Source organism: Pseudomonas sp. HS-18 (assembly GCF_020401845.1).
GTDB classification, from domain to species: domain Bacteria; phylum Pseudomonadota; class Gammaproteobacteria; order Pseudomonadales; family Pseudomonadaceae; genus Pseudomonas; species Pseudomonas nitroreducens.
The window spans coordinates 2,506,529-2,532,365 of record NZ_CP084413.1 but is presented as its reverse complement, the minus strand read 5'-3'; the positions used below and the strand labels follow the sequence as shown (position 1 = coordinate 2,532,365).

At 62.4% G+C, this 25,837-nt stretch carries 22 protein-coding genes and 3 tRNA genes; 8 read left to right on the top strand and 17 right to left on the bottom strand.

Annotation, left to right across the window (positions count from 1 at the left end):
- Positions 1–224 precede the first annotated feature (224 nt).
- The 8 genes from hupB to LDJ84_RS11895 all read right to left on the bottom strand — a co-directional run bounded on the left by hupB (position 225) and on the right by LDJ84_RS11895 (position 7,057).
- Positions 225–497 carry a nucleoid-associated protein HU-beta gene (hupB, locus tag LDJ84_RS11930; protein ID WP_003087931.1) on the bottom strand — a complete coding sequence of 91 codons (273 nt, stop codon included), beginning with the start codon at positions 495–497 and terminating at the stop codon, positions 225–227.
- Positions 498–633: 136 nt separating this feature from the next.
- Positions 634–3,030 carry an endopeptidase La gene (gene lon, locus LDJ84_RS11925; RefSeq protein ID WP_024763282.1) on the bottom strand — a complete coding sequence of 799 codons (2,397 nt, stop codon included), beginning with the start codon at positions 3,028–3,030 and terminating at the stop codon, positions 634–636.
- Between the two features lie 133 nt (positions 3,031–3,163).
- Positions 3,164–4,444: an ATP-dependent Clp protease ATP-binding subunit ClpX gene (clpX, locus tag LDJ84_RS11920; RefSeq protein WP_226046379.1), complete on the bottom strand. Its 1,281-nt coding sequence runs from the start codon at positions 4,442–4,444 to the stop codon at positions 3,164–3,166.
- A gap of 107 nt (positions 4,445–4,551) precedes the next feature.
- Positions 4,552–5,190, bottom strand: coding sequence for an ATP-dependent Clp endopeptidase proteolytic subunit ClpP (gene clpP, locus LDJ84_RS11915; protein WP_024763281.1), 639 nt, complete (start codon positions 5,188–5,190; stop codon positions 4,552–4,554).
- A 93-nt stretch (positions 5,191–5,283) separates the two neighbouring features.
- Positions 5,284–6,594, bottom strand: a complete 1,311-nt coding sequence (tig, locus tag LDJ84_RS11910; RefSeq protein ID WP_037010414.1) for a trigger factor — start codon at positions 6,592–6,594, stop codon at positions 5,284–5,286.
- A gap of 142 nt (positions 6,595–6,736) precedes the next feature.
- Positions 6,737–6,821, bottom strand: a tRNA-Leu gene (locus LDJ84_RS11905).
- 52 nt (positions 6,822–6,873) lie between these two features.
- Positions 6,874–6,949 (bottom strand) — tRNA-His (locus LDJ84_RS11900).
- Positions 6,950–6,980: 31 nt separating this feature from the next.
- Positions 6,981–7,057: transfer RNA gene (locus LDJ84_RS11895), tRNA-Arg, on the bottom strand.
- Positions 7,058–7,319: 262 nt separating this feature from the next.
- Here LDJ84_RS11895 and folD point away from each other — a divergent pair.
- A complete protein-coding gene (gene folD / locus LDJ84_RS11890; RefSeq protein ID WP_038803695.1) occupies positions 7,320–8,174 on the top strand; it encodes a bifunctional methylenetetrahydrofolate dehydrogenase/methenyltetrahydrofolate cyclohydrolase FolD in 855 nt (284 codons plus the stop codon).
- Between the two features lie 64 nt (positions 8,175–8,238).
- On the opposite strand, the gene cysS is transcribed toward folD, so the two are convergent.
- Both cysS and LDJ84_RS11880 read right to left on the bottom strand, forming a co-directional pair.
- Positions 8,239–9,627, bottom strand: coding sequence for a cysteine--tRNA ligase (cysS, locus tag LDJ84_RS11885; RefSeq protein ID WP_024765729.1), 1,389 nt, complete (start codon positions 9,625–9,627; stop codon positions 8,239–8,241).
- A gap of 3 nt (positions 9,628–9,630) precedes the next feature.
- On the bottom strand, positions 9,631–11,313 hold the full coding sequence (locus tag LDJ84_RS11880) for a glutamine--tRNA ligase/YqeY domain fusion protein (RefSeq protein ID WP_196912470.1): 1,683 nt from the start codon (positions 11,311–11,313) through the stop codon (positions 9,631–9,633).
- 121 nt (positions 11,314–11,434) lie between these two features.
- Here LDJ84_RS11880 and LDJ84_RS11875 point away from each other — a divergent pair, with 121 nt between their 5' ends.
- The 3 genes from LDJ84_RS11875 to LDJ84_RS11865 all read left to right on the top strand — a co-directional run bounded on the left by LDJ84_RS11875 (position 11,435) and on the right by LDJ84_RS11865 (position 14,121).
- Positions 11,435–11,941, top strand: a complete 507-nt coding sequence (locus LDJ84_RS11875; RefSeq protein ID WP_024765728.1) for a peptidylprolyl isomerase — start codon at positions 11,435–11,437, stop codon at positions 11,939–11,941.
- A gap of 4 nt (positions 11,942–11,945) precedes the next feature.
- Positions 11,946–12,668 (top strand): UDP-2,3-diacylglucosamine diphosphatase, encoded by a 723-nt coding sequence (gene lpxH, locus LDJ84_RS11870; protein ID WP_226046378.1) that lies wholly within the window; start codon positions 11,946–11,948, stop codon positions 12,666–12,668.
- Positions 12,669–12,792: 124 nt separating this feature from the next.
- Positions 12,793–14,121 (top strand): SPFH domain-containing protein, encoded by a 1,329-nt coding sequence (locus LDJ84_RS11865; protein ID WP_024765726.1) that lies wholly within the window; start codon positions 12,793–12,795, stop codon positions 14,119–14,121.
- A gap of 157 nt (positions 14,122–14,278) precedes the next feature.
- Here the strand turns inward: LDJ84_RS11865 and LDJ84_RS11860 are convergent, their stop codons facing one another.
- Positions 14,279–14,890, bottom strand: coding sequence for a tRNA-(ms[2]io[6]A)-hydroxylase (locus tag LDJ84_RS11860; RefSeq protein WP_226046377.1), 612 nt, complete (start codon positions 14,888–14,890; stop codon positions 14,279–14,281).
- Between the two features lie 180 nt (positions 14,891–15,070).
- Between LDJ84_RS11860 and LDJ84_RS11855 the strand changes: the two genes are divergently transcribed.
- Entirely contained in the window at positions 15,071–15,934 is an 864-nt protein-coding gene (locus LDJ84_RS11855) for a universal stress protein (protein WP_226046376.1), read from the top strand.
- A 146-nt stretch (positions 15,935–16,080) separates the two neighbouring features.
- On the opposite strand, the gene LDJ84_RS11850 is transcribed toward LDJ84_RS11855, so the two are convergent.
- The gene (locus LDJ84_RS11850; RefSeq protein WP_065084156.1) at positions 16,081–16,557 is read right to left on the bottom strand and encodes a DUF1289 domain-containing protein; all 477 of its coding nucleotides are present in this window, start codon (positions 16,555–16,557) and stop codon (positions 16,081–16,083) included.
- A 382-nt stretch (positions 16,558–16,939) separates the two neighbouring features.
- Here LDJ84_RS11850 and acnB point away from each other — a divergent pair, with 382 nt between their 5' ends.
- From acnB to LDJ84_RS11835, 3 genes are all read left to right on the top strand, one after another.
- Positions 16,940–19,549: a bifunctional aconitate hydratase 2/2-methylisocitrate dehydratase gene (gene acnB / locus LDJ84_RS11845; RefSeq protein WP_038803692.1), complete on the top strand. Its 2,610-nt coding sequence runs from the start codon at positions 16,940–16,942 to the stop codon at positions 19,547–19,549.
- 407 nt (positions 19,550–19,956) lie between these two features.
- Positions 19,957–21,159, top strand: coding sequence for a CmpA/NrtA family ABC transporter substrate-binding protein (locus tag LDJ84_RS11840; RefSeq protein WP_226046580.1), 1,203 nt, complete (start codon positions 19,957–19,959; stop codon positions 21,157–21,159).
- A 2-nt stretch (positions 21,160–21,161) separates the two neighbouring features.
- Positions 21,162–21,740 (top strand): ANTAR domain-containing response regulator, encoded by a 579-nt coding sequence (locus LDJ84_RS11835; protein ID WP_226046375.1) that lies wholly within the window; start codon positions 21,162–21,164, stop codon positions 21,738–21,740.
- A 163-nt stretch (positions 21,741–21,903) separates the two neighbouring features.
- On the opposite strand, the gene LDJ84_RS11830 is transcribed toward LDJ84_RS11835, so the two are convergent.
- The 5 genes from LDJ84_RS11830 to LDJ84_RS11810 are packed head-to-tail and all read right to left on the bottom strand — an operon-like array spanning position 21,904 to position 25,836.
- Positions 21,904–22,413 carry a DUF2514 family protein gene (locus LDJ84_RS11830; protein ID WP_226046374.1) on the bottom strand — a complete coding sequence of 170 codons (510 nt, stop codon included), beginning with the start codon at positions 22,411–22,413 and terminating at the stop codon, positions 21,904–21,906.
- Entirely contained in the window at positions 22,410–22,943 is a 534-nt protein-coding gene (locus LDJ84_RS11825) for a glycoside hydrolase family 19 protein (RefSeq protein WP_226046579.1), read from the bottom strand. The genes LDJ84_RS11830 and LDJ84_RS11825 overlap by 4 nt, the downstream gene beginning before the upstream one ends.
- The gene (locus tag LDJ84_RS11820; protein WP_226044995.1) at positions 22,943–23,107 is read right to left on the bottom strand and encodes a hypothetical protein; all 165 of its coding nucleotides are present in this window, start codon (positions 23,105–23,107) and stop codon (positions 22,943–22,945) included. The genes LDJ84_RS11825 and LDJ84_RS11820 overlap by 1 nt, the downstream gene beginning before the upstream one ends.
- Positions 23,104–24,012: a hypothetical protein gene (locus LDJ84_RS11815; RefSeq protein WP_226046373.1), complete on the bottom strand. Its 909-nt coding sequence runs from the start codon at positions 24,010–24,012 to the stop codon at positions 23,104–23,106. The genes LDJ84_RS11820 and LDJ84_RS11815 overlap by 4 nt, the downstream gene beginning before the upstream one ends.
- 12 nt (positions 24,013–24,024) lie before the next feature.
- Positions 24,025–25,836: a DUF2612 domain-containing protein gene (locus tag LDJ84_RS11810; RefSeq protein WP_226046372.1), complete on the bottom strand. Its 1,812-nt coding sequence runs from the start codon at positions 25,834–25,836 to the stop codon at positions 24,025–24,027.
- Position 25,837: the final 1 nt, after the last annotated feature.

Below are 25,837 nucleotides of genomic sequence, written 5' to 3'. Positions count from 1 at the left end.
CCCCCGACGCGGCCACGGCCCACCGTCAATGGCGGCGCGGCGTGGAAAAAAAAGCGGATATAAGAAAGGCGCATCCGAGGATGCGCCTTCTCGTAACTGGTGGAGCTTGCGGGCGTTGAGCCCGTGACCCCTGATGATTCCAACCGACCTACGCCAGCCGGGTCATCGCTCCGTGACCGGCCCAACCGAAGTTGAACCGGTCCAGGTCAAGTCCAAAAAGACGCTTAGTTGACAGCGTCCTTGAGGGCTTTACCGGCCTTGAAGCCCGGGATCTTAGCAGCAGCGATCTTGATCGGCTTGCCGGTTTGCGGGTTGCGACCGGTGCGAGCAGCACGCTCTTTGACAGCGAAGGTGCCGAAGCCGACCAGTACGACGGAGTCACCAGCCTTCAGGGCGCCAGTTACGGACTCGATCACCGCGTCCAGAGCGCGACCGGCAACAGCTTTCGGGATATCAGCAGATGCGGCGATAGCATCGATCAGTTCCGACTTGTTCACTCTAAGTCCCCTTATTTCTGTTGAGTATGTTTCTATGTGTTAGGTGTAAGCAAAAGCAGGTGCTGGTTTGCCAACTGACAAAGCAAGTGCCGCTTTATAACAAGGGCTCAAAAACAGTGTCAAGAAAGCCCCCCAACTAATGCGTGCTGATTCGCTCCTTGGAATCAGACTCGCGCTTCTCATCCTTTGCAACCATCTCGGGAGCCGCATCGGGCAAGGGCTCCGGGGCGTATTGCAGCGCAATTTGCAGGACCTCGTCAATCCATTTAACCGGTTTAATAACGAGATCGGCCTTAATATTATCCGGAATTTCCCTAAGGTCTCGCACGTTTTCCTCGGGAATGATCACAGTCTTGATTCCACCCCGGTGCGCAGCCAGAAGTTTTTCCTTCAGGCCACCAATGGCCAGCACCTGACCCCGCAGGGTGATTTCGCCGGTCATGGCAACGTCGGCGCGAACGGGAATCTGGGTGATCGCCGACACCAATGCAGTGCACATGCCGATGCCCGCGCTAGGGCCGTCCTTGGGCGTCGCGCCTTCGGGCACGTGGATGTGGATGTCGTGCTTCTCGTGGAAGTCCGGAGCGATGCCCAGGCTCTTCGAGCGACTGCGAACCACGGTTAGCGCGGCGGTAATGGACTCCGCCATGACGTCGCCCAGCGAGCCGGTCTTGGTCAATGCGCCCTTACCCGGAACCATGGCCGATTCGATGGTCAACAGTTCGCCGCCCACCTGAGTCCAGGCGAGGCCGGTCACCTGGCCGATCTGGTCCTGCTGCTCGGCCAGGCCGTAGCGGAACTTGCGCACACCCAGGTAGTTCTCCAGCGAGTCCGGCGTCACCACGGCGTCGATACGCTTGGCCTTGCCACCATCCTTGACCGCCTTGCGGCAGACCTTGGCAATCTGGCGCTCCAGGCTCCGCACACCGGCTTCGCGGGTGTAATAGCGGATGATGTCACGGGTAGCCGCCTCCTCGAAGACCAGCTCGCCCTTCTTGAGACCATTGGCCGCAGTCTGTTTCGGTACAAGATATTTCGAGGCGATGTTGATCTTCTCGTCCTCGGTGTAACCCGGCAGGCGGATGACCTCCATGCGGTCCAGCAGCGGCGCCGGAATATTCATGGAGTTCGCCGTGCAGAGGAACATCACGTCGGAAAGGTCGTAGTCGACTTCGAGGTAGTGGTCGTTGAAATTGTGGTTCTGCTCCGGATCGAGCACTTCCAGCAGCGCAGACGCGGGGTCGCCACGCATGTCGCTGCCCATCTTGTCGATCTCGTCCAGCAGGAACAGCGGGTTGCGCACGCCGACCTTGGTCATTTTCTGAATCAGACGACCGGGCATGGAACCGATGTAGGTACGGCGGTGACCGCGAATCTCGGCCTCGTCACGCACGCCCCCCAGCGCCATGCGCACGAACTTGCGATTGGTCGCACGGGCGATGGACTCGGCCAGCGAAGTCTTGCCGACGCCGGGTGGGCCGACCAGGCAGAGTACCGGGCCTTTCAGCTTCTTCACGCGCTTCTGCACGGCGAGGTACTCAAGGATGCGCTCCTTGACCTCTTCGAGGCCGTAGTGGTCCGCATCGAGGATATCCTCGGCCTTGTCCAGGTCGTGGCGCACCTTGCTCTCGGCCTTCCAAGGCACATTCACCAGCCAGTCGATGTAGGAACGCACCACGGTCGCTTCGGCGGACATCGGCGACATCTGCTTGAGCTTGTTCAGCTCGGCAGTGGCCTTGGCCAGGGCTTCCTTGGTCAGACCAGCGGCATCGATGCGCTTCTTCAGCTCCTCGACTTCGTTGTGGCCCTCGTCGATGTCACCCAGTTCTTTCTGGATGGCCTTCATCTGCTCGTTGAGGTAGTACTCGCGCTGGCTCCGCTCCATCTGCTTCTTCACGCGCCCACGGATGCGCTTCTCGACCTGCAGCAGGTCGATCTCGGCGTCCAGCATGGCCAGCACGTGTTCGACGCGGGCGGACAGCTCGGTGATCTCGAGGATTTCCTGCTTCTGCTCGATCTTCAGGGCCATATGTGCGGCCATGGTGTCCACCAGGCGGCCGGGCTCGTCGATGCTGTTGAGCGAGGACAGGACCTCGGCGGGCACTTTCTTGCCCAGCTGCACGTACTGTTCGAACTGACTGAGCAGGCTGCGGGTGAAGACTTCGGACTCACGCTCGCCGACGGAAACCTCGTCAATGATGGAAACTTCGGCGCGGCAGTAGGCGTCCTCATCGATGAAGCGCTCTACCTGGCCGCGCTGCTCGCCTTCGACCAGCACCTTGACGGTGCCATCGGGCAGCTTCAGCAGCTGCAGGACGGTGGCCACGGTGCCCATGCGGTACAGGCCGTCTGCACCCGGATCATCGTCAGCCGGGTTCTTCTGTGCCAGCAACAGGATCTGTTTGTCGCCGGTCATGGCGGCCTCGAGGGCCTCGATGGATTTCTCACGCCCGACGAACAGCGGGATGACCATGTGCGGATACACCACTACGTCACGCAGGGGCAGCAGGGGCAACTCGACGAGTGTTTTCATGATATTCGGCTCTACAACGGCACTTGGCCAAAACGATGGGATTGGACCCTTCGGCCTAAGATGGGGTTAGGACTAGGAAAAAACAAGCGCGGTAGATGGGAAGAAAAAAGGGGCCCTAGGGCCCCTTCTGGTTTCAGGCGTCAGGTGCAGCCTTGGCCGGCTGCTCGCTGTTCTCGTAGATCAGCAGCGGCTGGGAGGAGCCCTCGATGACGCTTTCGTCGATCACCACCTTGCTGACGTCGCTCTGCGAGGGGATCTCGTACATGGTGTCGAGCAGGATGCCTTCGAGGATCGAACGCAGGCCACGGGCACCGGTCTTGCGCTCCAGCGCGCGACGGGCGACAGCCTTGAGCGCGTCCGGACGGAACTCGAGGTCCACGCCTTCCATTTCGAAGAGCTTGGCGTACTGCTTGGTCAGCGCGTTCTTCGGCTCGGTCAGAATCTGCATCAGCGCAGGTTCGTCCAGCTCGTCGAGGGTCGCGATGATCGGCAGGCGGCCGACGAATTCGGGGATCAGACCGAATTTCACCAGATCTTCCGGCTCGACTTCGCGCAGCGCTTCGCCGACCTTCTTGCCCGCTTCCTGACTGCGAACCTCGGCATTGAAGCCGATGCCGCCCTTGGTGGAACGGTTCTGGATGACCTTTTCCAGGCCAGCGAACGCGCCACCGCAGATGAACAGGATGTTGCGGGTGTCGACCTGCAGGAACTCCTGCTGCGGGTGCTTGCGGCCGCCCTGGGGCGGTACGGAAGCCACGGTGCCTTCGATCAGCTTCAGCAGGGCCTGCTGAACGCCTTCGCCGGACACGTCGCGGGTGATCGACGGGTTGTCGGATTTGCGCGAGATCTTGTCGATTTCGTCGATGTAGACGATACCCATCTGGGCCTTCTCGACATCGTAATCGCACTTCTGCAGCAGCTTCTGGATGATGTTCTCGACATCTTCGCCCACATAGCCCGCCTCGGTGAGGGTGGTGGCATCGGCGATGGTGAAGGGAACATTGAGCAGACGCGCCAGGGTCTCGGCGAGCAGGGTCTTGCCCGAGCCCGTCGGACCGATGAGCAGGATGTTGCTCTTGCCCAGTTCGACGTCGTCCTTGCGCTCGCGCTGATTCAGGCGCTTGTAGTGGTTGTACACCGCTACTGCCAGGGTTTTCTTGGCACGTTCCTGGCCGATCACGTACTGATCGAGGATGGTGCGGATCTCTTTCGGCGCCGGAAGCTTGTGCGCACTGCTCTCTGCCTGTGCTTCCTGCACCTCCTCGCGGATGATGTCATTGCACAGGTCGACGCACTCGTCGCAGATAAAGACCGAGGGGCCGGCAATCAACTTGCGCACTTCGTGCTGGCTCTTGCCGCAGAAGGAGCAATACAGCAGCTTGCCGTTGTCCTCGCCGTTGCGGGTGTCAGTCATTCGATCGTTCCAATCGGGGATATACGTGAAGGACAAGATGAAGGCATTCGCAGGCATTTTCAAGCCCGCGAGCGGCCGGATTACCGGCCGCAGTACAGCGGAGAGACTCAGGCGGCAGAAGGACGCTGAGTGAAGACCTGATCGATCAGACCGTACTTGACAGCATCGTCACCACTCATGAAGCGGTCACGGTCGGTGTCGCGGGCGATGACATCCAGCGGCTGGCCGGTGTGATGCGCCAGCACTTGGTTCAGGCGCTCCTTGATGAAGAGGATTTCCTTGGCATGGATCTCGATGTCCGAGGCCTGGCCCTGGAAGCCGCCCAGCGGCTGGTGGATCATCATCCGCGAATGCGGCAGGCAGTAGCGCTTGCCAGCGGCGCCGCCAGCCAGCAACAGGGCGCCCATGCTGCACGCCTGGCCCACGCAGATGGTGGACACGTCGGGCTTGATGAACTGCATGGTGTCGTAGATCGACATGCCAGCAGTCACGGAGCCGCCCGGAGAGTTGATGTAGAGGTGGATGTCCTTGTCCGGGTTCTCGGCCTCGAGGAACAGCAACTGGGCCACCACGAGGTTGGCCATGTAGTCCTCGACCTGGCCGACCAGGAAGATGATCCGCTCCTTCAGCAGGCGCGAATAGATGTCGTAGGAACGCTCACCGCGGGCGGACTGCTCCACCACCATCGGCACCAGACCACCAGCGGCCTGAATGTTCGGAACTTGCGGCATATAAGGATTATGCATGTCCGACGATCACTCCCTAATAAAAAGTCATGTCTCTATAGACGCACAAGCCAGCCCGAAGGCTGGCTTGTGACAATCGAACGAAGCGCTGGATCAGGCCGCTTGCGGAGCTTCTGCAGGCTTGACCGCGTCTTCGTAGGATACCTGCTTGTCGGTCACATTGGCCTTCTGCAGGACAGTATCTACAACTTGTTCTTCCAGTACAACCGAACGGACTTCGTTCAGTTGTTGGTCGTTCTTGTAGTACCAGGCAACAACTTGTTCCGGCTCCTGGTAAGCCGAAGCCATTTCTTCGATCATTTCGCGAACGCGGGCTTCATCGGCCTTCAGCTCGTGCTGCTTGACCAGCTCGGCGACGATCAGGCCCAGCACGACGCGGCGCTTGGCTTGCTCTTCGAACAGCTCAGCCGGCAGTTGGTCAGGCTTGATGTTGCCACCGAACTGCTGGACAGCCTGCACGCGCAGACGGTTGACTTCGTTGCCGATCAGGGCCTTCGGAACTTCGATCGGGTTGGTCTCGACCAGACCTTCCATCACCTGGTTCTTCACCTTGGACTTGATGGCCTGACGCAGCTCACGCTCCATGTTCTTGCGAACTTCGGTGCGGAAGCCTTCCAGAGTGCTTTCCTTCACGCCGAACAGAGCGAAGAACTCTTCGTTCAGTTCCGGCAGTTTCGGCTCGGCAACGCTGTTGACGGTAGCGGTGAACTCGGCGGCTTTGCCGGCCAGGTCCAGGTTCTGGTAGTCCTCGGGGAAGGTCACGTTCAGCACGCGCTCTTCACCGGCCTTGGCGCCGACCAGGCCTTCTTCGAAGCCCGGGATCATGCGGCCGGAGCCCAGCACCAGCAGGGTGCCCTTGGCGGAACCGCCAGCGAAGGCTTCACCGTCAATCTTGCCGACGAAATCGATGTTCACCTGGTCGTCGTTCTGAGCGGCGCGATCAACGGCTTCGAAGCGGGTGTTCTGCTTGCGCAGGATTTCCAGCATGTTGTCGAGATCGGCATCAGCCACATCGGCCTGCAGACGCTCAACCTTGATGCCGTCGAAACCGGCAACCTGGAATTCGGGGAAGACTTCGAAGGTAGCGATGTACTCGAGGCCCTTCTCCTTCTCGAACACTTTCGGCTCGACGGACGGAGCGCCAGCCGGGTTCAGCTTCTGCTCGACCACGGCTTCGTAGAAGGTTTCCTGGATCAGGTCACCGAGGGCTTCCTGACGAGCGGCGGCTTCGTAGCGCTGACGGATCACGCTCATCGGCACCTTGCCGGGACGGAAGCCAGGAACCTTGGCGCGACGAGCGGTCTGCTGCAGACGCTTGTTGACTTCGGTCTCGATACGCTCGGCCGGCACGCCAACGGTCATGCGGCGCTCAAGAGCGGAGGTGCTTTCAACGGAAACTTGCATGGATATTCCTCGTGGCACAGACGTAAGCCGGTCCTTCCGGCTCCCAGAATCAAGGGCAAGCATTCTAGTAGCTAGAAATGCAGAAGTCACCCTGAGTGGAAGCTGCGGAAATTCACGGATGCGAGAGCTTATGGAAAGAAGATGGTGCGGACGGAGAGACTCGAACTCTCACAGCTTGCGCCACTGGAACCTAAATCCAGCGTGTCTACCAATTTCACCACGTCCGCAGGGTACCGCAGAAACGAAAACGCCAGGCTCTTGGCCTGGCGCTTCGGAATATGGGGTGGACGATGGGAATCGAACCCACGACACCAGGAGCCACAATCCTGTGCTCTACCAACTGAGCTACGCCCACCATATTACACTTGCTTGTACCGAACGCCACATGGCGCACCCGGCAGGACTCGAACCTGCGACCATCCGCTTAGAAGGCGGATGCTCTATCCAGCTGAGCTACGGGCGCTTGAAGTGGCGGCAACCCTTGCTAAGCAGACTCAGTGAAACCACTGAATCGGTTGGCACCGCCTCTTTCGTGTTTCAGGCTGTGCTCGGCAAGCGGGGCGCATGTTATCGATGAGCCCCTACCCCGTCAACAACTTTTTTAAAAAAAATTCAAAGAGATAAAGGAGTTACGGCAAATCAGGGGCATCCGCCTTTGCCTTATGGAGGCAGCGTGCGAAAATGCGCGCCTTCTTTTCACCCGCCTTAATGGTTATCCCCCCGACATGACTGCAAAACTGATCGACGGCAAAGCGATCGCCGCCAGCCTCCGCCAGCAGATTGCCCAACGCGTCAACGAACGCCGCCAGCAAGGACTGCGCATCCCCGGCCTGGCAGTGATCCTGGTCGGCAGCGACCCCGCCTCTCAGGTCTATGTCGCGCACAAGCGCAAGGACTGTGAAGAGGTCGGCTTCCTCTCCCAGGCGTACGACCTCCCCGCCAGCACCACCCAGGAAGAGCTGCTCGCGCTGATCGACCGCCTGAACGCCGACCCGGCCATCGACGGCATTCTGGTACAACTGCCCCTCCCCGCCCACCTCGATGCATCCCAGTTGCTGGAGCGCATCAACCCGGACAAGGACGTGGACGGCTTCCATCCCTTCAACGTTGGCCGACTGGCCCAGCGCATCCCACTGCTGCGCCCCTGCACGCCGAAGGGCATCATGACGCTGCTGCAGAGCACCGGTGTCGACCTGTACGGCCTGGACGCCGTCGTCGTGGGCGCTTCCAACATCGTCGGCCGCCCCATGGCGCTGGAACTGCTGCTGGCCGGCTGCACCGTCACCGTCACCCACCGCTTCACCCGCGACCTGGCCGACCACGTTGGCCGTGCCGATCTGGTCGTGGTTGCCGCCGGAAAACCCGGCCTGGTGAAGGGCGAATGGATCAAGGAAGGCGCCATCGTCATCGACGTGGGCATCAACCGCCAGGAAGACGGCAAGCTGGTGGGCGACGTGGAATACGATGTGGCTGCCGAGCGCGCCAGCTGGATCACCCCGGTTCCGGGCGGCGTCGGCCCGATGACCCGCGCCTGCCTGCTGGAAAACACCCTGTACGCCGCCGAACACCTGCACACCTGACAGGTTTTCGACGAACAAGAAAAAGGCCGCTGATCAGCGGCCTTTTTCATTTCCAGGGAAGCTACTACTCGGCAAGACGCCAGGTAGTGCCGCCCTTGCCGTCTTCCAGCACCACGCCCAGAGCGGTCAGCTCGTCGCGAATGCGGTCGGATTCGGCCCAGTTCTTCGCCGCGCGGGCATCCAGGCGCGCCTGGATCAGCGCCTCGACCTGTACCGCATCGACCTTGCCGGCCGCGCCAGCCTGGAGGAACTCGTCGGCATCCATCTGCAGCACGCCCAGCAGAGCGCCCAGTTCACGAACGCGCGCCGCCAGCGCAGCGGCCGCTGCCGGATCGCTGTCGCGCAGACGATTGACCTCGCGGACCATCTCGAACAGCACGGCCACCGCTTCCGGCGTACCGAAGTCGTCATCCATCGCCGCGCCGAAACGCTCGACGAATTCTTCGCCACCTGCGGCAGCCACCTGCGGCAAGCCACGCAGCGCAGTGTAGAAACGCTCCAGCGCGCCTTTGGCTTCCTTCAGGTTGTCTTCGGAATAGTTGATCGGGCTGCGGTAGTGGCTGGACACCAACAGGAAACGCACGACTTCCGGGTGATATTTCTCCAGCACTTCGCGGATGGTGAAGAAGTTGCCCAGGGACTTGGACATCTTCTCGCCGTCCACGCGCACCGCGCCGGCATGCATCCAGCTAGCGGCATAGAGCTTGCCGGTGGCTGCCTCGCTCTGGGCGATTTCGTTCTCGTGGTGCGGGAACACCAGGTCCGGGCCGCCGCCGTGGATGTCGAAGGTCTCGCCCAGGCAGCAGGTGGACATCACCGAGCACTCGATGTGCCAGCCCGGACGACCGGCACCCCAGGGCGACTCCCAGCTCGGCTCGCCCGGCTTGGCGCCTTTCCAGAGCACGAAGTCCAGCGGGTCTTCCTTGGATTCGTCGACCTCGATGCGCGCACCGATGCGCAGGTCTTCGATCTTCTTGCGCGACAGCTTGCCGTAGCCGGCGAACTTGCCGACCCGGTAGTAGACGTCGCCATTACCGGGCGCGTAGGCGTAGCCCTTGTCGATCAGGGTCTGGATCATCTCGTGCATGCCGGCGATGTGACCGGTGGCGCGCGGCTCGATGTCCGGACGCAGGACCGACAGGCGCGCCTCGTCCTCGTGCATCGCGGCGATCATGCGGGCGGTCAGTTCTTCGAACGATTCACCGTTCTCCTGGGCGCGACGGATGATCTTGTCGTCGATGTCGGTGATGTTGCGCACATAGGTCAGGTCATAGCCGCGATGGCGTAACCAACGGGCGATGACATCGAACGCCACCATCACGCGGGCATGGCCGATGTGGCAGAAGTCGTACACGGTCATGCCGCACACGTACATGCGCACCTGGTTGCCCACCAGTGGCTTGAAGCTGTCCTTGGTCTTGGACAGCGTGCTGTAGATCTGCAAGTCAGCCATCCCTTACTGCCCCCAGGAGTCGCGCAGGGTCACGGTGCGGTTGAAGACCAGAGCGCCAGCCTTGGAATCCTTGGCGTCGGCGCAGAAGTAGCCTTCGCGCTCGAACTGGAAGCGGTCCTCGGCGGTGGCGCTGGCCAGCGACGGCTCGGCGCGGCAACCCTTGAGCACCACCAGGGATTCGGGGTTGATGTTGTCGAGGAAGCTGCCGCCCTCTTCCGACTTCTCCGGGTTGGCGGAGCGGAACAGGCGGTCGTACAGGCGCACTTCGCACTCGACGCTCTCGGCGGCCGGCACCCAGTGGATCACGCCCTTGACCTTGCGGCCCTCGGGGTTCTTGCCCAGGGTGTTCTCGTCGTAGCTGCAGCGCAGTTCGACGATATTGCCGGCGGCATCCTTGATGGCTTCGTCGGCGCGAATCACATAGCTGCCGCGCAGGCGCACTTCGCCACCCGGGATCAGGCGCTTGTAGCCGGCCGGCGGCACTTCTTCGAAGTCGCTGGCGTCGATGTAGATCTCGCGGCTGAACGGCAGCACGCGCACGCCCATGTCCTGCTTCGGATGGCGCGGCAGTTCGAGGTTCTCGACCTGGCCTTGCGGGTAGTTGGTGATGACCACCTTCAGCGGCTTGAGCACACACATGGCGCGACCGGCATTGGCATCCAGGTCGTCACGGATGGCGAATTCCAGCATGCCGATGTCCACCAGGCCGCCGGCGCGGTTCACGCCGATCATGTCGCAGAAGGCACGGATCGACGCCGGGGTATAGCCGCGGCGACGGTAGCCGGACAGGGTCGACATACGCGGGTCGTCCCAGCCGTTCACATGCCCCTCGTCAACAAGCTGCTTGAGCTTGCGCTTGCTGGTGATGGTGTAGTTCAGGTTCAGGCGCGCGAATTCGTACTGGCGCGGCTGGGCCGGGACCGGCAGGTTGGCCAGGAACCACTCGTACAGCGGGCGGTGATCCTCGAACTCCAGGGTGCAGATGGAGTGGGTGATGCCCTCGATGGCGTCCGACTGACCATGGGTGAAGTCGTAGCTGGGATAGATGCACCACTTGTCGCCCGTCTGGTGGTGATGCGCATGACGGATGCGATAGAGGATCGGGTCGCGCAGGTTGATGTTCGGCGAGGCCATGTCGATCTTCGCGCGCAGCGAACGGGCGCCGTCCGGGAATTCGCCGGCCTTCATGCGGGCGAACAGGTCCAGGTTCTCCTCCACGGAGCGATCACGGAACGGGCTGTTCTTGCCCGGCTCGGTCAGCGAACCGCGATAGGCGCGCATTTCCTCGGCGTTGAGGTCGCAGACGAAGGCCTTGCCGGCCTTGATCAGGTCTACCGCCCAGTCGTGCAGCTGGTCGAAATAGTTGGACGCGTAGCGCACCTGCCCGGCCCACTCGAAGCCCAGCCACTTCACATCGGCCTCGATGGCGTCGATGTATTCCTGGTCTTCCTTCGCCGGGTTGGTGTCGTCGAAGCGCAGGTGGCAGTCACCGCCGAACTCCTTGGCCAGGCCGAAGTTCAGACAGATGGACTTGGCATGACCGATATGCAGGTAGCCATTGGGCTCCGGCGGGAAGCGGGTGACGATCTTCTGGTGCTTGCCACTGTCCAGGTCGGCCTGGACGATGGGGCGCAGGAAGTTGGCGGCAACAGTGGCTTCTTTCGTATCGGCGGTAGGCTTGCTCATGGTGTCCTTGATCATTCCGTCGTTCAGCCAGGGTAGGCCGGCCAAACCAAAGCGCTTATCATAGCCGAAGCTGTCAACCCCCTGACAGGCCTTCGATTTTTCCAAAGAGCGGAATTCCCTGATGACTACCACCGTCAAATTGCAGACCAACTTCGGCGACATCACCCTTGAACTGTTCGACGACAAGGCGCCGGAAACCGTGGCCAACTTCAAGGAGTACGTTAAGGCCGGCCACTACGACAACACCGTGTTCCACCGCGTGATCAACAACTTCATGATCCAGGGCGGCGGTTTCGAGCCGGGCATGAAACAGAAGAGCACCCGCAAGTCTATCAAGAACGAAGCCAACAACGGCGTCGGCAACAAGATCGGCACCGTCGCCATGGCCCGCACCATGGAGCCCCATTCGGCCAGCGCGCAGTTCTTCATCAACGTCGCCGACAACGACTTCCTCAACCACAGCGCGCCGACCGTGCAGGGCTGGGGCTACTGCGTGTTCGGTGAAGTGAAGGACGGCATGGACGTGGTCAACAAGATCAAGACCGTCGCCACCACCATGCGCTCCGGCCACCAGGACGTACCGGCCGACGACGTGATCATCGAGAAAGCCGAAATCATCGGCGAGTGAGTCGATGAGCGTCCTGTTCATCTCGGACCTGCATCTCGAAGCGGAACGCCCGGATATCACCCGGGCGTTCTTGCATTTCCTCTCCACCCGCGCCCGCGCAGCCGAAGCGCTATACATCCTCGGCGACTTCTTCGAAGCCTGGATCGGCGACGATGGCATGGACGAGTTCCAGCACGCCATCGCCCGTGCCCTGCGCGAACTGTCCGACAGCGGTACGCGCATCTACCTGATGCACGGCAACCGCGACTTCCTGATCGGCAAGACCTTCTGCCGCGAAGCCGGGTGCACCCTGCTGCGCGACCCGAGCCTGATCGACCTGGGCGGCGAGAAGATCCTGCTGATGCACGGCGACAGCCTGTGCACCCTCGACGTGGCCTACATGAAGCTGCGTCGCTGGCTGCGCAACCCGCTGACGCTGTTCATCCTGCGCAACCTGCCGCTGACCACCCGCCACAAGCTGGCGCGCAAGTTGCGCAAGGAAAGTCGCGCGCAGACGCGCATGAAGGCCAGCGAGATCGTCGACGTCACGCCGGCGGAAGTGGAGAAGATCATGCGCGACAAAGGCGTGCGCATCCTGATCCACGGGCACACCCACCGCCCCGCCGTCCACGAACTGGAGATCGACGGCCGCCCCGCACGGCGCATCGTCCTCGGCGACTGGGATCGCCAGGGGTGGGCGCTGGAGGCCGATGACCGCGGCATGCAACAGGCCCCCTTCCCCCTTTGACACGGCAAGGCCACTGCCGAAGTGGCCTTTTGATGCCAACCCGCCGACACTCTCAGACGTTTCCACTTGACCGGTAACTGCAACCTTACGCAGCATTCGCGGTTTGCTCACTCAAGGAAGAGACATGTTCAGCAAGGGAAACCTCATCAAGTTCGGCGCCCTGCCGTTGGCCCTGGTCGCCGCCGCCTTCATCCTGTTCAACGGCATCTTCTTCTATAACGAAGCCGGCTACATGACCCACGTGCGGACCATCTTCGGCGACGAGAAGATCGTCGACGACGTCGGTTACGCCACCAAGTGGTTCGGCCGTGCCACCACCTGGAAAAAAGCCATCAGCGTGCAGTCCGTGCTGGTCATGGACGAGAACGACAACAACCCGGACAACGACGCCCTGGGCGCCACCATCGAAGCCTTCCCCATCGTCTTCCTCGGCAACGTCGACGCCAAGGTCGAGTCCTCGGCACGCTTCCGCCTGCCTGGCGGCGATCAGTTCCTGAAAATGGCCCAGGAATACCGCAATCCGGACAACTTCATCCGCACCGCGCTGGTCCCGGCAATCAAGGAAACCCTGCAGGCCACCGCCTCACTGATGACCGCCGATGACTACTACGCCGGCGCCCGCAGCGAGTTCGCCGCGGAGTTCGAGAACCAGCTCAACGACGGCCTGTACCTGATCAAGCGCAAGGAAGTGCGCGGCCCGCGTGGCGCCGTGCCACACCAGACTGCGATCCTGCAGGCCGGTACCGAACAAGGCAGCTTCGGCGACAACAACGCCAGCCAGTTCGTCACCGAGAAAGTCACCGACGCCAAGGGCATCCCGGTGCGCAAGCAGCAGCAGTTCCGCAAGTTCGGCGTGGAAGTGGTTGAGGCACGCATCACTAACGTCGACCCGAACCCGCAGTACAAGCAGCGCATGGTCAAGGTGCAGCAGGCGCTGGCAGAGTTGGCCGTGGCCCGCCAGAACCGCCTGAAGGAAGAGGAAGAGAAACTGCTGGTCACCGCCCGCGGCGAGAAGGAAGTGGAAGCCAAGCGCCAGGAGACCCTGCGCGACCAGATCGAGCGCACTACCCAGGCGGAAACCGAGAAACAGCTGGCAGTCATCAACGCCGAGCGCGAGAAGCAGCGCGCTGAGATCGAGAAGCAGACTGCTGAATTGCTGCGCGACAAAGCTGCCGTGACGGCGCAGGCCACCAAGATCACCGCTGACGCCGATGCCTATGCCCGCGAAGCTGTGATCAAGGCGGACGGCGCACTGCAACCCAAGCTGGATGCGCTGATCGCCATCAACAAGGTCTGGGCTGAAGCCGCCGCCCAGGCGCCGGTGCCTAGCGTCATGATGGCGGGCGGACAGAACAGCGCCAGCAGCCGCCAGGACGAGATCGGCCAACTGATGGGCGTGCTCGCCACCAAAGCGGCGCGCGACCTGGCGCTGGACCTGAAGGTAAAAGACTGAGCCTGAACTTGTAGTAGCGAGCTTGCTCGCGAACGGATATCCCGGCAGCCCTGCTGCCGGACTGGTTCGCAAACAAGAACTGCGCGCACTCCTCGCTCCTATGAAGAGCCAGGAAAAAAGCGCCCGTCTGGGCGCTTTTTTTGTTGCGGGGCGCGAGTCAGGCCGCCAGCTCCACCGGCACGCCGCTGTGAAAACGGAATTCGCTGTCCGGCGACTGGATCAGGCCAGCCTCTACCTCGCGAATCTCCGCCACGCGGCGGTCGATATCGGCGTCATCGCCATAACGGCGCGCCAGGCTCAGATAGCCCTGGAAATGCCGCGCCTCGGATTTCAGCAGCGAGCCGTAGAACTTCGCCAGGTCGGCATCCAGGTGATCCACCAGCGCAGCGAAACGCTCGCAGCTACGGCATTCGATGAAAGCGCCAACGATCAGGGTGTCCACCAGCTTCTGCGGCTCGTGGTTGCGCACTACCGCGCGCAGGCCTGAGGCGTAGCGGCCGGCGGAAATCGGCCGCAGCGGGATGCCGCGCTTCTTCAGGATCGCCAGCACCTGCTCGTGGTGGCGCAGTTCCTCGCGGGCCAGGCGCGACATGAAGTTCACCAGCTCCTCGTGCGCGCTGTACTTGGCGATCAGGGCCAGGGCCGTGCTGGCGGCCTTGAATTCGTTGTTCTTGTGGTCGATCAGCATGACCGCCTGATCCCGCAGCGCGGCTTCCACCCACGCATCCGGCGTGGCACAACCGAGGAATTCCCTGATTTCGGACAGCATCTTCTTGCTCCAGACGACTCAGCGCACCGGCGCCTGGCTGGCCGGTGCAATAAAGGCGGAGCATTATACGGGGGCCGCCGCGCGGAACCAGCTTCCGGCGTTGATATGCCTCAACGTCATGAACGGGATATCCCGACTACAGTGGTTCTACATAAACAACGCGCACGAAGGGAGACGATCATGCAAGCCATCCGTAGCATCCTCGTAGTCGTGGACCCGGACCAGCCGGAAGGTCTCGCGCTGAAACGGGCCCGCCTGATCGCCAGCGTGACCCAGTCGCACCTGCACCTGCTGGCCTGCGAGCGGCGCGCCGACTACAGCGCCAAACTCGAAGAAGTGGCCGAGGTGCTGCGCCAGGAAGGTTTCAGCGCTTCCAGCCGCCAGGCCTGGAAGGACAATCTGCACCAGACCGTCATCGCCGAGCAGCAGGCCGAAGGGTGCGGGCTGGTGATCAAGCAGCACAGCCCGGACAACCCGCTGAAAAAGGCCCTGCTCACCCCGGACGACTGGAAGCTGCTGCGCTTCTGCCCTGCCCCCGTACTCCTGGTGAAGACCAGCCTGCCCTGGGCCGGCCGCAACATCCTCGCCGCCGTGGACGTAGGCAACAACGATATCGAGCACCGCACGTTGCATGCCGGGATCGTCAGCCACGCCTACGACATCGCCGGGCTCGCTCACGGCCAGTTGCACGTGATCAGCGCCCACCCGTCACCCATGCTCTCGGCCGCCGACCCGACCTTCCAGCTCAGCGAGACCATCGAGGCCAAGTACCGCGAGGCGTGCAAGGCGTTCCAGGCCGAATACGGCGTAGACGACCAGCACCTGCACATCGAGGAGGGCCCGGCGGACGTGCTGATTCCCCGCGCGTCCCACAACCTCGATGCGGCGGTGACGGTGATCGGCAGCGTGGCGCGCACCGGGTTGTCCGGCGCACTGATCGGCAACACCGCCGAAGTGGTGCTCGACTCCCTGGAAAGCGACATCCTGGTGCTCAAGCCGGACGACATCATCGCCAACCTGGAAGAAATCGCCGCCAAGCCTTGACCGACGTGAGGAGCAGGTTCATGTAGGAGCGAGCTTGCTCGCGAACCGCCCAACATCGCGGCTGGCGGGAAATGCTTCGCGAGCAAGCTCGCTCCTACAGAAATCAAAAGCGCCCATCCGGGCGCTTTCTTATTAGCCAGAAGAGATCAGACGCGCGACTCCAGCCCATCGGCGAGGAAGCTCGGCGCGATGTAGCGCTCGTAATGCGCCTCGGAGAGAATGAAGAACTCCTTGTCGATGGCGTCGCGCAGGTCCGGCAGTGTCCAGCCGCGGAACTCCGGCAGCAGCACCAGGCCGTAGGCTTCCACCTGGTTGATCATCCGTGAACCGCGGGCGATCAGTTGGTAGGCCCAGCAATACGGCGACTGCTCGGGCACGAAGCGTATCTGCCGCTGCTCCAACTGGCTGCGCAGGAGCGGCGCGTCGAAGACTTCCAGCTTGGCCATCATTACCTGCGCCAGCAGAATCTCCAGACGGCTCCAGACCGCCCGCTTTTCCTCGTCGCTGTAGCGGTTCCAGTTCACCACTTCATGGTGGAAACGCTTGCAGCCACGGCAGACCAGGTCGCCATAGACCGTCGAGCAGAGCCCGACACAGGGGGTTTTGATGCGCTGAGATGACATGGGGAAACGGGTAGCCGGCAAAGCGGGCATGTTAGCCCTTTGTCTAGGCAAGATCACCCTTCGAGCTGCCGCAAATCGGCTTACCAAGGCCCATTAATTCCATTAGAATGGCTGCGCCTTTTTGGCGTCATTGTCCGAAAGAAGCTGTTTTCAAAGCGTCACGAAGCACAGATTCCGGCAGCCGCGCGGTCTGGGCGCCTCCCTCAAGCGCCCAGCCCCATCAGTCCCTGGCCACCCCGGCGTAAAACTTTGAAAACAGCTTCTGCCCGGAGATCGCCGGTGCCGTCGTAGGTCAGTGGATTACCGTCCACCATGCCTGACGAATGGATCGGAGAGGTCTCCTGGATACGCGTCCTCCGGGACCACTGATGAGGGAAATACTGTGCTTGAAGCCTATCGCAAACACGTAGAAGAGCGTGCCGCCCAGGGCGTCGTGCCCCAGCCGCTGAACGCCGAACAGACCGCTGGTCTGGTCGAACTCCTGAAGAACCCGCCGGCCGGCGAAGAAGAATTTCTCCTCGACCTGATCACCAACCGCGTACCGCCGGGCGTGGACGAAGCTGCCTACGTCAAGGCCGGCTTCCTGTCCGCCGTTGCCAAGGGTGAAGCCACTTCCCCGCTGATCTCCAAGACCCGCGCCCTCGAGCTGCTGGGTACCATGCAGGGCGGCTACAACATCGCCACCATGGTGGAGCTGCTGGACAACGCCGAGCTGGCCGAAGTCGCCGCCGCGCAACTGAAGCACACCCTGCTGATGTTCGACGCCTTCCACGACGTCGCCGAGCGTGCCAAGAAAGGCAACGCTGCCGCCAAGGCCGTGCTGCAGTCCTGGGCCGATGGCGAGTGGTTCAAGGCCCGTCCGGCCGTCGCCGAGAAGCTGACCCTGACCGTGTTCAAGGTCCCCGGCGAAACCAACACCGACGACCTGTCCCCCGCTCCGGACGCCTGGTCGCGCCCCGATATCCCGCTTCACGCCCTGGCCATGCTGAAGATGGCCCGCGACGGCATCGAGCCGGTCCAGCCGGGCTCCGTCGGCCCGCTGAAGCAGATCGAAGCCGTGAAGGCCAAAGGCTTCCCGGTCGCCTACGTCGGTGACGTGGTCGGCACCGGTTCGTCCCGTAAATCCGCCACCAACTCGGTGCTGTGGTTCTTCGGCGACGACATCCCCTACGTTCCGAACAAGCGCGCAGGCGGCTTCTGCTTCGGCACCAAGATCGCCCCGATCTTCTACAACACCATGGAAGACGCCGGCGCCCTGCCGATCGAGTTCGACTGCACCAACCTGGCCATGGGCGACGTCATCGATGTGTACCCGTACGAAGGCAAGGTCGTGCGTCATGACAGCGGCGAAGTGGTCACCACCTTCGAGCTGAAGACCCCGGTTCTGCTCGACGAAGTCCGCGCCGGCGGCCGTATCCCGCTGATCGTTGGCCGTGGCCTGACCGAGAAGGCCCGTGCCGAGCTGGGCCTGGCTCCGTCCGACCTGTTCAAGAAGCCGGAAGCCCCGGCCGACAGCGGCAAGGGCTTCACCCTCGCCCAGAAGATGGTTGGCCGCGCCTGCGGTCTGGCCGAAGGCCAGGGCGTACGTCCGGGCACCTACTGCGAACCGAAGATGACCACCGTCGGTTCCCAGGACACCACCGGCCCGATGACCCGCGACGAGCTGAAAGACCTGGCTTGCCTGGGCTTCTCCGCCGACCTGGTGATGCAGTCCTTCTGCCACACCGCTGCCTATCCGAAGCCGATCGACGTCAAGACCCACCACACCCTGCCGGACTTCATCATGACCCGCGGCGGTGTCTCCCTGCGTCCGGGCGACGGCATCATCCACAGCTGGCTGAACCGCATGCTGCTGCCTGACACCGTCGGCACCGGCGGCGACTCGCACACCCGCTTCCCGATCGGCATCAGCTTCCCGGCCGGCTCCGGCCTGGTGGCCTTCGCCGCTGCCACCGGCGTCATGCCGCTGGACATGCCCGAATCGGTTCTGGTGCGCTTCAAGGGCAAGCTGCAACCGGGCATCACCCTGCGTGACCTGGTCCATGCGATCCCCTACTACGCGATCCAGGCTGGCCTGCTGACCGTCGAGAAGAAAGGCAAGAAGAACATCTTCTCCGGCCGCATCCTCGAAATCGAAGGTCTGAACGACCTGACCGTCGAACAAGCCTTCGAGCTGTCCGACGCCTCCGCCGAGCGTTCGGCTGCCGGTTGCACCATCAAGCTGCCGGAAGAAGCCATCGCCGAGTACCTGAAGTCCAACATCACCCTGCTGCGCTGGATGATCGGCGAAGGCTACGGCGACGCCCGCACCCTGGAGCGCCGCGCACAAGCGATGGAAGCCTGGCTGGCCAACCCGCAACTGCTGGAAGCCGACAAGGACGCCGAGTACGCCGCGGTCATCGAGATCGACCTGGCCGACGTCAAGGAGCCGGTACTCTGCGCTCCGAACGACCCGGACGACGCCCGCCTGCTGTCCAGCGTGCAAGGCCGCAAGATCGATGAAGTCTTCATCGGCTCCTGCATGACCAACATTGGTCACTTCCGTGCTGCCGGCAAACTGCTGGACAAGGTCAAGGGTGGCATTCCGACCCGTCTGTGGCTGGCTCCGCCGACCAAGATGGACGCCCATCAGCTGACCGAAGAAGGCTACTACGGCATCTACGGCAAGGCTGGCGCGCGCATGGAAATGCCGGGCTGCTCGCTGTGCATGGGTAACCAGGCTCGCGTACAGACCGGTTCGACCGTGGTCTCCACTTCGACCCGTAACTTCCCGAACCGCCTGGGCGACGCCACCGACGTGTTCCTGGCATCCGCCGAGCTGGCCGCCGTTTCCTCGATCATCGGCAAGCTGCCGACCGTCGAGGAGTACATGGCCTACGCGAAGGACATCGACAGCATGTCTGCCGATATCTACCGCTACCTGAGCTTCGACCAGATCGCCGAGTTCCGTGAAGCGGCAGCCAACGCGAAGATCCCGGCCCTTCAGGTCTGAGTGATCCCAGCGTGACGAAAAGCCCCGCCTGAGTGCGGGGCTTTTCTTTTGCAGATCCCGAAATAGACGCCTGCCGCCCGCCCCTAACGATGGGCCTAATACTTATTGACCGCTTGCGCCCCGGGCCTCGAGGTCTAAGGTGGACAACAGGCTCCTGCCGATTTCCGTGCCCAGGTGCCCTTGTGGAACCCTCCAGAGGTGCGCTCCCTTCCTCTGCGCCCCGCTCTCCATGGCGGGGCTTCTTTTTTCCGCCGCTTCCCTGGCACAGCCCTTGCTCCGCTTTCATAAACGGTGATCCAACGGCGGGTCGCCCTCTGACAATGGCGTCGCTGCCACCGCCCCTCGAAGGCCGGTGGAGCGGCGCCTTTTTGTATTGAGCGTGCATGAGCGCGCGTTCAGAGGTGGAGATGATCGACAGTACCAGCGCACTGCCGGGCAACCTGGCCTGGGTAGCCGGCTCCGATGCCCCGGAGAAGGCCGCGCTCAACCTGGGCTTCATGGCCCTCACCGATTCCGCCTCCCTGGTGGTGGCCGCAACCCAGGGCTTCGGCCAGCCCTACGGCCTGACCTTGAACCTGCAACGCCAAAGCTCCTGGGCCGGCCTGCGCGACCGCCTGCTGAACGGCGCGCTCGATGCGGCGCAAAGCCTCTACGGCCTGATCTACGACCTGCAACTGGGCCTGGGCGGCGCCCCCGCCACGGACATGGCCGTGCTCATGGGCCTGTGCCAGAACGGCCAGTCGATCAACCTTTCCGCCCCCTTGATGCGCGACGGCGTGACCTCTGCTGAAGCACTGCAAAGCCATGTGCGCCAGAACGGTGCGCAACTCACCCTCGCCCACACCTTCCCCACCGGCACGCACGCGATGTGGCTCTACTACTGGCTGGCCGCCCACGGCATTCATCCGCTGCAGGACGTGCGCAGCCTGGTGGTGCCGCCAGCGCAGATGGTCGAGCACCTCAGGGCCGGACGCATCGACGGCTTCTGCGCCGGTGGCCCCTGGGGCGCGCTGGCCGTGGACGAAGGCATGGGTTTCACCCTCGCCACCAGCCAGCAGATCTGGCCCGACCACCCGGAAAAGGTCCTGGGCACCACCCGCGCCTTCGTCGAGCAATACCCCAACACGGCTCGCGCGCTGGTGATGAGCCTTCTCGATGCCAGCCGCTTCATCGAAGCCAGCCAGGACAACCTGCGCAGCGCCGCCCGGCTGATCAGCAGCGAGGACTATGTCGACGCCCCGCTCGCCAGCATCGAACCGCGCCTGCTCGGCCGCTACCAGGACGGCCTCGGCCACGCCTGGCAGGACGCGCACCCGCTGCGCTTCTTCAACGACGGGCAGGCGAACGTCCCCTGGCTCTCCGACGGATTGTGGTTCATGACCCAGTTCCGCCGCTGGGGCCTGTTGCGCGAGGACGTCGACTACCTCGGCATCGCTCGTCAGGTCCAGCAGTTCGCGCTGTACCGCGAAGCCGCCAGCGCCCTGGGTGTCAGCGTGCCGGACAGCGAAATGCGCACCTCCACCCTGATCGACGGTCGCCTCTGGGACGGTAACGATCCGGCCGGCTATGCCCGCAGCTTCGAGCTGAATGCCCTGGCGGAACGAGGTTGAGCATGCTGCGCGTTCTGCTGATCAACGACACCCCGAAGAAGGTCGGGCGCCTCAGGGCTGCCCTGGTGGAGTGCGGCTTCGAAGTGATCGACGAATCCGGCCTCACGGTCGATCTCGCGCAGCGGGTGGAAGCCCTGCGCCCCGATGTGATCCTCATCGACACCGAATCCCCCGGCCGCGACGTGATGGAGCAGGTGGTGCTGGTCAGCCGCGACCAGCCACGCCCCATCGTCATGTTCACCGACGAGCACGACCCGCAGGTGATGCGCCAGGCCATCCGCTCCGGGGTCAGCGCCTACATAGTCGAGGGCATCCAGACCGAGCGCCTGCAACCAATCCTCGACGTCGCCATGGCCCGCTTCGAGAGCGACCAGGCCCTGCGCGCCCAACTACAGGCCCGCGAGCAGCAACTGGCGGAGCGCAAGCGCATCGAGCTGGCCAAGGGACTGCTGATGAAAATGAAGGGCTGCGCCGAGGCGGAGGCCTACACCCTGATGCGCCGTCAGGCCATGGGCCGACAGCAGAAGCTGTCGCAGGTGGCGGAACAGATCATCGCGATGCATGAAATGCTCGGAAAGTAGGCTGAACGGCCCGAAATACAAGGTCTAGAATGGGCGCTCGCTGCGCATGAATGCCCATCAGTGCCTATAGATGCGTGAGAGAGTCACGCAAAAGTCACGCAAGCGCGAGGATGAATCGCGCCCCTCTATGCCCGGTTCTGGGCAAATCCATTCCTTTATATAGCTACCCTCCCCTCAGGACATCATAAGCCGCCTCGCAGGCCAAACCCCTCACTCGGGATTCGTCAGCAGCTTCCGCGTAGATACCCGCCAGGCGGTCAATCTCTCCAAGCATGTCGGCAAGCACTCTGGCGTGCTGGACTGCTGCCTTGCTTGCGGCGGCAGTGCAGGAATCGCGGCCGGCTTCAGCTGCAGCAACTCGGCCGGCGTACTTGGCGGCTGCGTCCCGCACGCGCTGATCAGCAGCGGCAGAAGCGCTAGCGCGCACCTGGTCAATGTTCCTCTGGCCATCCTCGATCACCTTGTTGATGGATTGTTGGCGACGCTGCTCCTCGGCGCGCTCCCTGGCTTCGAAGGCAGTGGCGGCCTGCTGGTCCTGTTTCTCGTGTTGATCCCAGCGGGCCTTCCACTTCGCCTCCATGCGAACGCTGCCCTCATGCCAGCCACCTGCAGCGGCCAGGAACAGCATCAGAGCGCACAGCAGCGGCCGCCAGTTGCTGAGCAGCCAGGTCACGCCAGCACTTCCTTGGCGCGCGCCCAGAGCTCAAGGCGTTCCTCCTGCCCGTTCAGGCCGCCATTGATGCGGCGGGTGATCTGCTCGAACTCACCAAGGTCGGCCAGTTCGTTAAGGCCATGGTTCGCCCACCACCAGGCGGCAGAAGCCGAAGCCCACTCCGGCAGCTCCAGTAGCTCTGGTTTGTCCAGCAGCGGGATACCAAGAGCGGCGCCAGTCTTCCGGTAATTCTCCCGGCCAGTTACCTGCAACAAGCCCCTGCCCAAGAATCGACGGCCATCTCCAGGCTCCGAGTTTCCAAGCGCCTTGCGACCCTCGTACTTCTGCTGCGCCGGCGTCGGGCCCCAGATCTCCCGGACCCACTTCAACTGGCCTGACTCATGCCCAATCTGGGCGAGGAACGCCGCCGCGCGTACCGGGGAGTCGATCTTGTACCGCTGCATTGCCCGGTTGAGAGCAGGAACAAAAACGCCAGCTCTCTGGCTGGCGTTGGGGTAGATGCGCAGGAGCTGCGCTTCGGTGAGAGGCATCATGTCTCGCCACCCTCGACTGGCGGAACATAAGGAACCAGTTGCTCCACGAAGTCAGGGCGATAACGCTCTTCAATGGGAACTTCTCGCCCATCCACTTCAATGATGTCGTCGATGATCTCGTAAAGAACACCGTCCACGATGTAGGCCCACTGCTTCATCATGCGTACTCCCAGATAGTGACTTGCCCGCTTCCGCCGTTGCCGCCGAAGAACGCTGGCTGGACACCGCCTGCACAGGCACCGCCACCCCCAGCTCCACTCAATCCTGGACCGCCGTTGCCGCTGGTTGAGAAGGATTGGCCTCCTCGGCCGAACACGCTGGGCGCCCCTTCGCTGCCGACCAGGACGTTAGCGAGAAGCGCAATCGGCTGCACAGCGCTAGAGCCTGCCTTATTTACGATCCCGCCAGTCGGAGCCCCGGTACCTACGCCACCAGCGCTTGCGAACGGGAAGGAACTGCTAGCCCCACCACCAGCCCCGCCGCCACCACCAAGCGCAGTAAGCAACGAGCCAAATGAGGATGTAGCCCCTGCGTTTCCGTTGTTGTTGCCGGCTGCTGTTTGAGCACCGCCTATCCCGACAGTTATGGTCACACCCGCGAACCCAGACGTGAACCGCCCCTTGGTATAGGCGCCAGCAGCCCCGCCGCCCCCGACAGCCGCTTGCCCGGCAGAAGTTGCAGCAGTCCCGCCACCACTACCGCCAGCACCCTGGACTTCCACAACAACCGACTTGGTTCCAGCAGTTGGGGTGTAGGTATACGTCCCCGAAGACGCGAAGTTTTGAACCCCGATCAAACGTCCTGCCGTGGCATTCTTGAGGTTTGCCAGGATCGTGCTCGTTGTTCCGTCGTCCAGGACGTCCTGCCCGGTATTATCGGAAATCAACTGAGCGAGCACGGCGGACATGATCGACGCCTGGCGCCAGACCTTGTTCAGCTGTGCAGATTGAGCAGTACCAGCGGAGAAGCCATTGGACCTTAGAGCGGATTGCGCGATGTACGCAGCCTGCGTCAGGACGTTCGCGCCCGCCCCGCCGGCGAACGGCAGGAAATCGTTTGTTGCCATGGGATACCCCTATCAGGTGGTGAGGGCGATGAGATCTGCATTTTCCAGCCGCGATGGCTGGTAGGTGAGCTGTTTCAGCCAGCCGTTGAGGAATTGGCTTTGGCCGTCGAGCGAGCCGAGGTAGAGACCTTTCGGGAAGGCAGGAAGTGATGGCGGAGCGCCGGTGGCAGTGATTGCCCCCGAAACAGCTGCAGCTGCATCGCCGGCCTGGAAGGCAACAGCAGCATTTCCGCCGGCAGCTGGCGGGCTGATGAACGTCCCATCCACCTCGCACTGGCCATTGCTGTCGATGGTAATCATCTGGCCAGCGCTGCTGAACAGTGAAGCGACCCGGTGGCCCTGGGCTGGGTTACGGTCCTGGAACTTCGCTTGCAACGTCCCCTCAAGGTTGTTGAACCAGGTGGAGATTGGGACCAGGGCGGAGTCCGCGGGTCTTGTTGCCGCACTCGCGCCAGTCGCGATGTAGGAGGACGGCTGGTCGCCAAGCTCAAGCTGGCGGCCCCACACATAGAAACCGCTGGTTCCGTCCCCCAGATAGCTCGTGGCAACTCCATTCGCAATCTGAACCCGGCATACAGTGCTAGCGGCTGCAGCAGCACTCCAAACGAGGCTCACCCGGAACCACCCACCGGGTAGCTGCTGGAAGGAAGCAGCTACAAACTGTCTGCCCGTTGTAATCATCGCCTGCGAGGCAAAGTTGAAGTTCACGCTTGCGACGTTTCCACCTGCAATTCGAAGATGGAGATTCCGCGTTCCCACTGCCTGCCGGACGAAAACCGACCACACGTAAAGCTGCCCTACTGCTGGGGTTAAGGTGAAATCGGTACCGTAGTGCTCGCTGTTGACGGCTGTCTCAAAAAGCAGGTCAGCAGTAGTCGCGCCATCGGGTGCTACTGCTGAGTTGGCAGAAACAGATGTCCCCGTTCCCGCACCAATGACCTCTGAGTTGATACAGAGATTGGTTCGCGCATCCTCCAGCAGCAGGCCAAGCGGCTGCATAGTGGCTGGGTCATAGTCGAAGCGTGGCTGGTTGGCTGCCACCGACTCCATGATGCCGGCGGCGTTGTATCGCGTGCCTGGGCCGGGCCGGGTGAAGCTGATCAGCGAGTCCAGCGGGCCAGAGGTGAAGTCGAACGCGAGTGGCTGCGGATACACCACATTGTCCGGATTGCCACCCCAGGCGCCGACGTCAAACCCCGCGACATACTCGTTACTCATGTCGAAACCAAAGATCGGTGACCCGCTCACGGACGTCACCACATAGACGGTCATCCTCACGCCCTCAGGCTTGATCGGGATGTATCCGCCAGTTAGCAAGGCCAGGAACACCGCCGAGGGAATCTCGCCGGAGATTCCAAGCAAGATCGACATGTCCTGGCGGTCTTCGATGAAGACGTGGGTGTCACCGGAGAAAATCAGGTCGAGAATTTCTTTCGATTGGCCAAGAGTCCCATCCCAGCGATTCGCTCCGATCTTCGCGCGAATCAGCGTGCGGTAGGTGTCGTCGTCAAGAGAGATGATCCCCGTATCGGGGTCATACGGGCCCTTCCACGCCCCTTGGTCGAAACCCAAGCCGACCACGTCGAGCGAGAAATACACGCCAGACAGCGGCGCATTCACGTTGCGCGAGATTCCAACCCACAGCCCAACCACATCCAACTGGGCACCCATCGCCTGGTCCAGGTCGAAATCCGCGGGCAGTCCTTGCGATGCGTTCAGGGCATCGATCATCGGCTGCACCACCGCCTCGACCATGGCCATAAACTTCGGCTTGTCCGAGTGCTCGGTGGTTATCAGCCCGATGTAGTCGGAGATGTCTGCCATG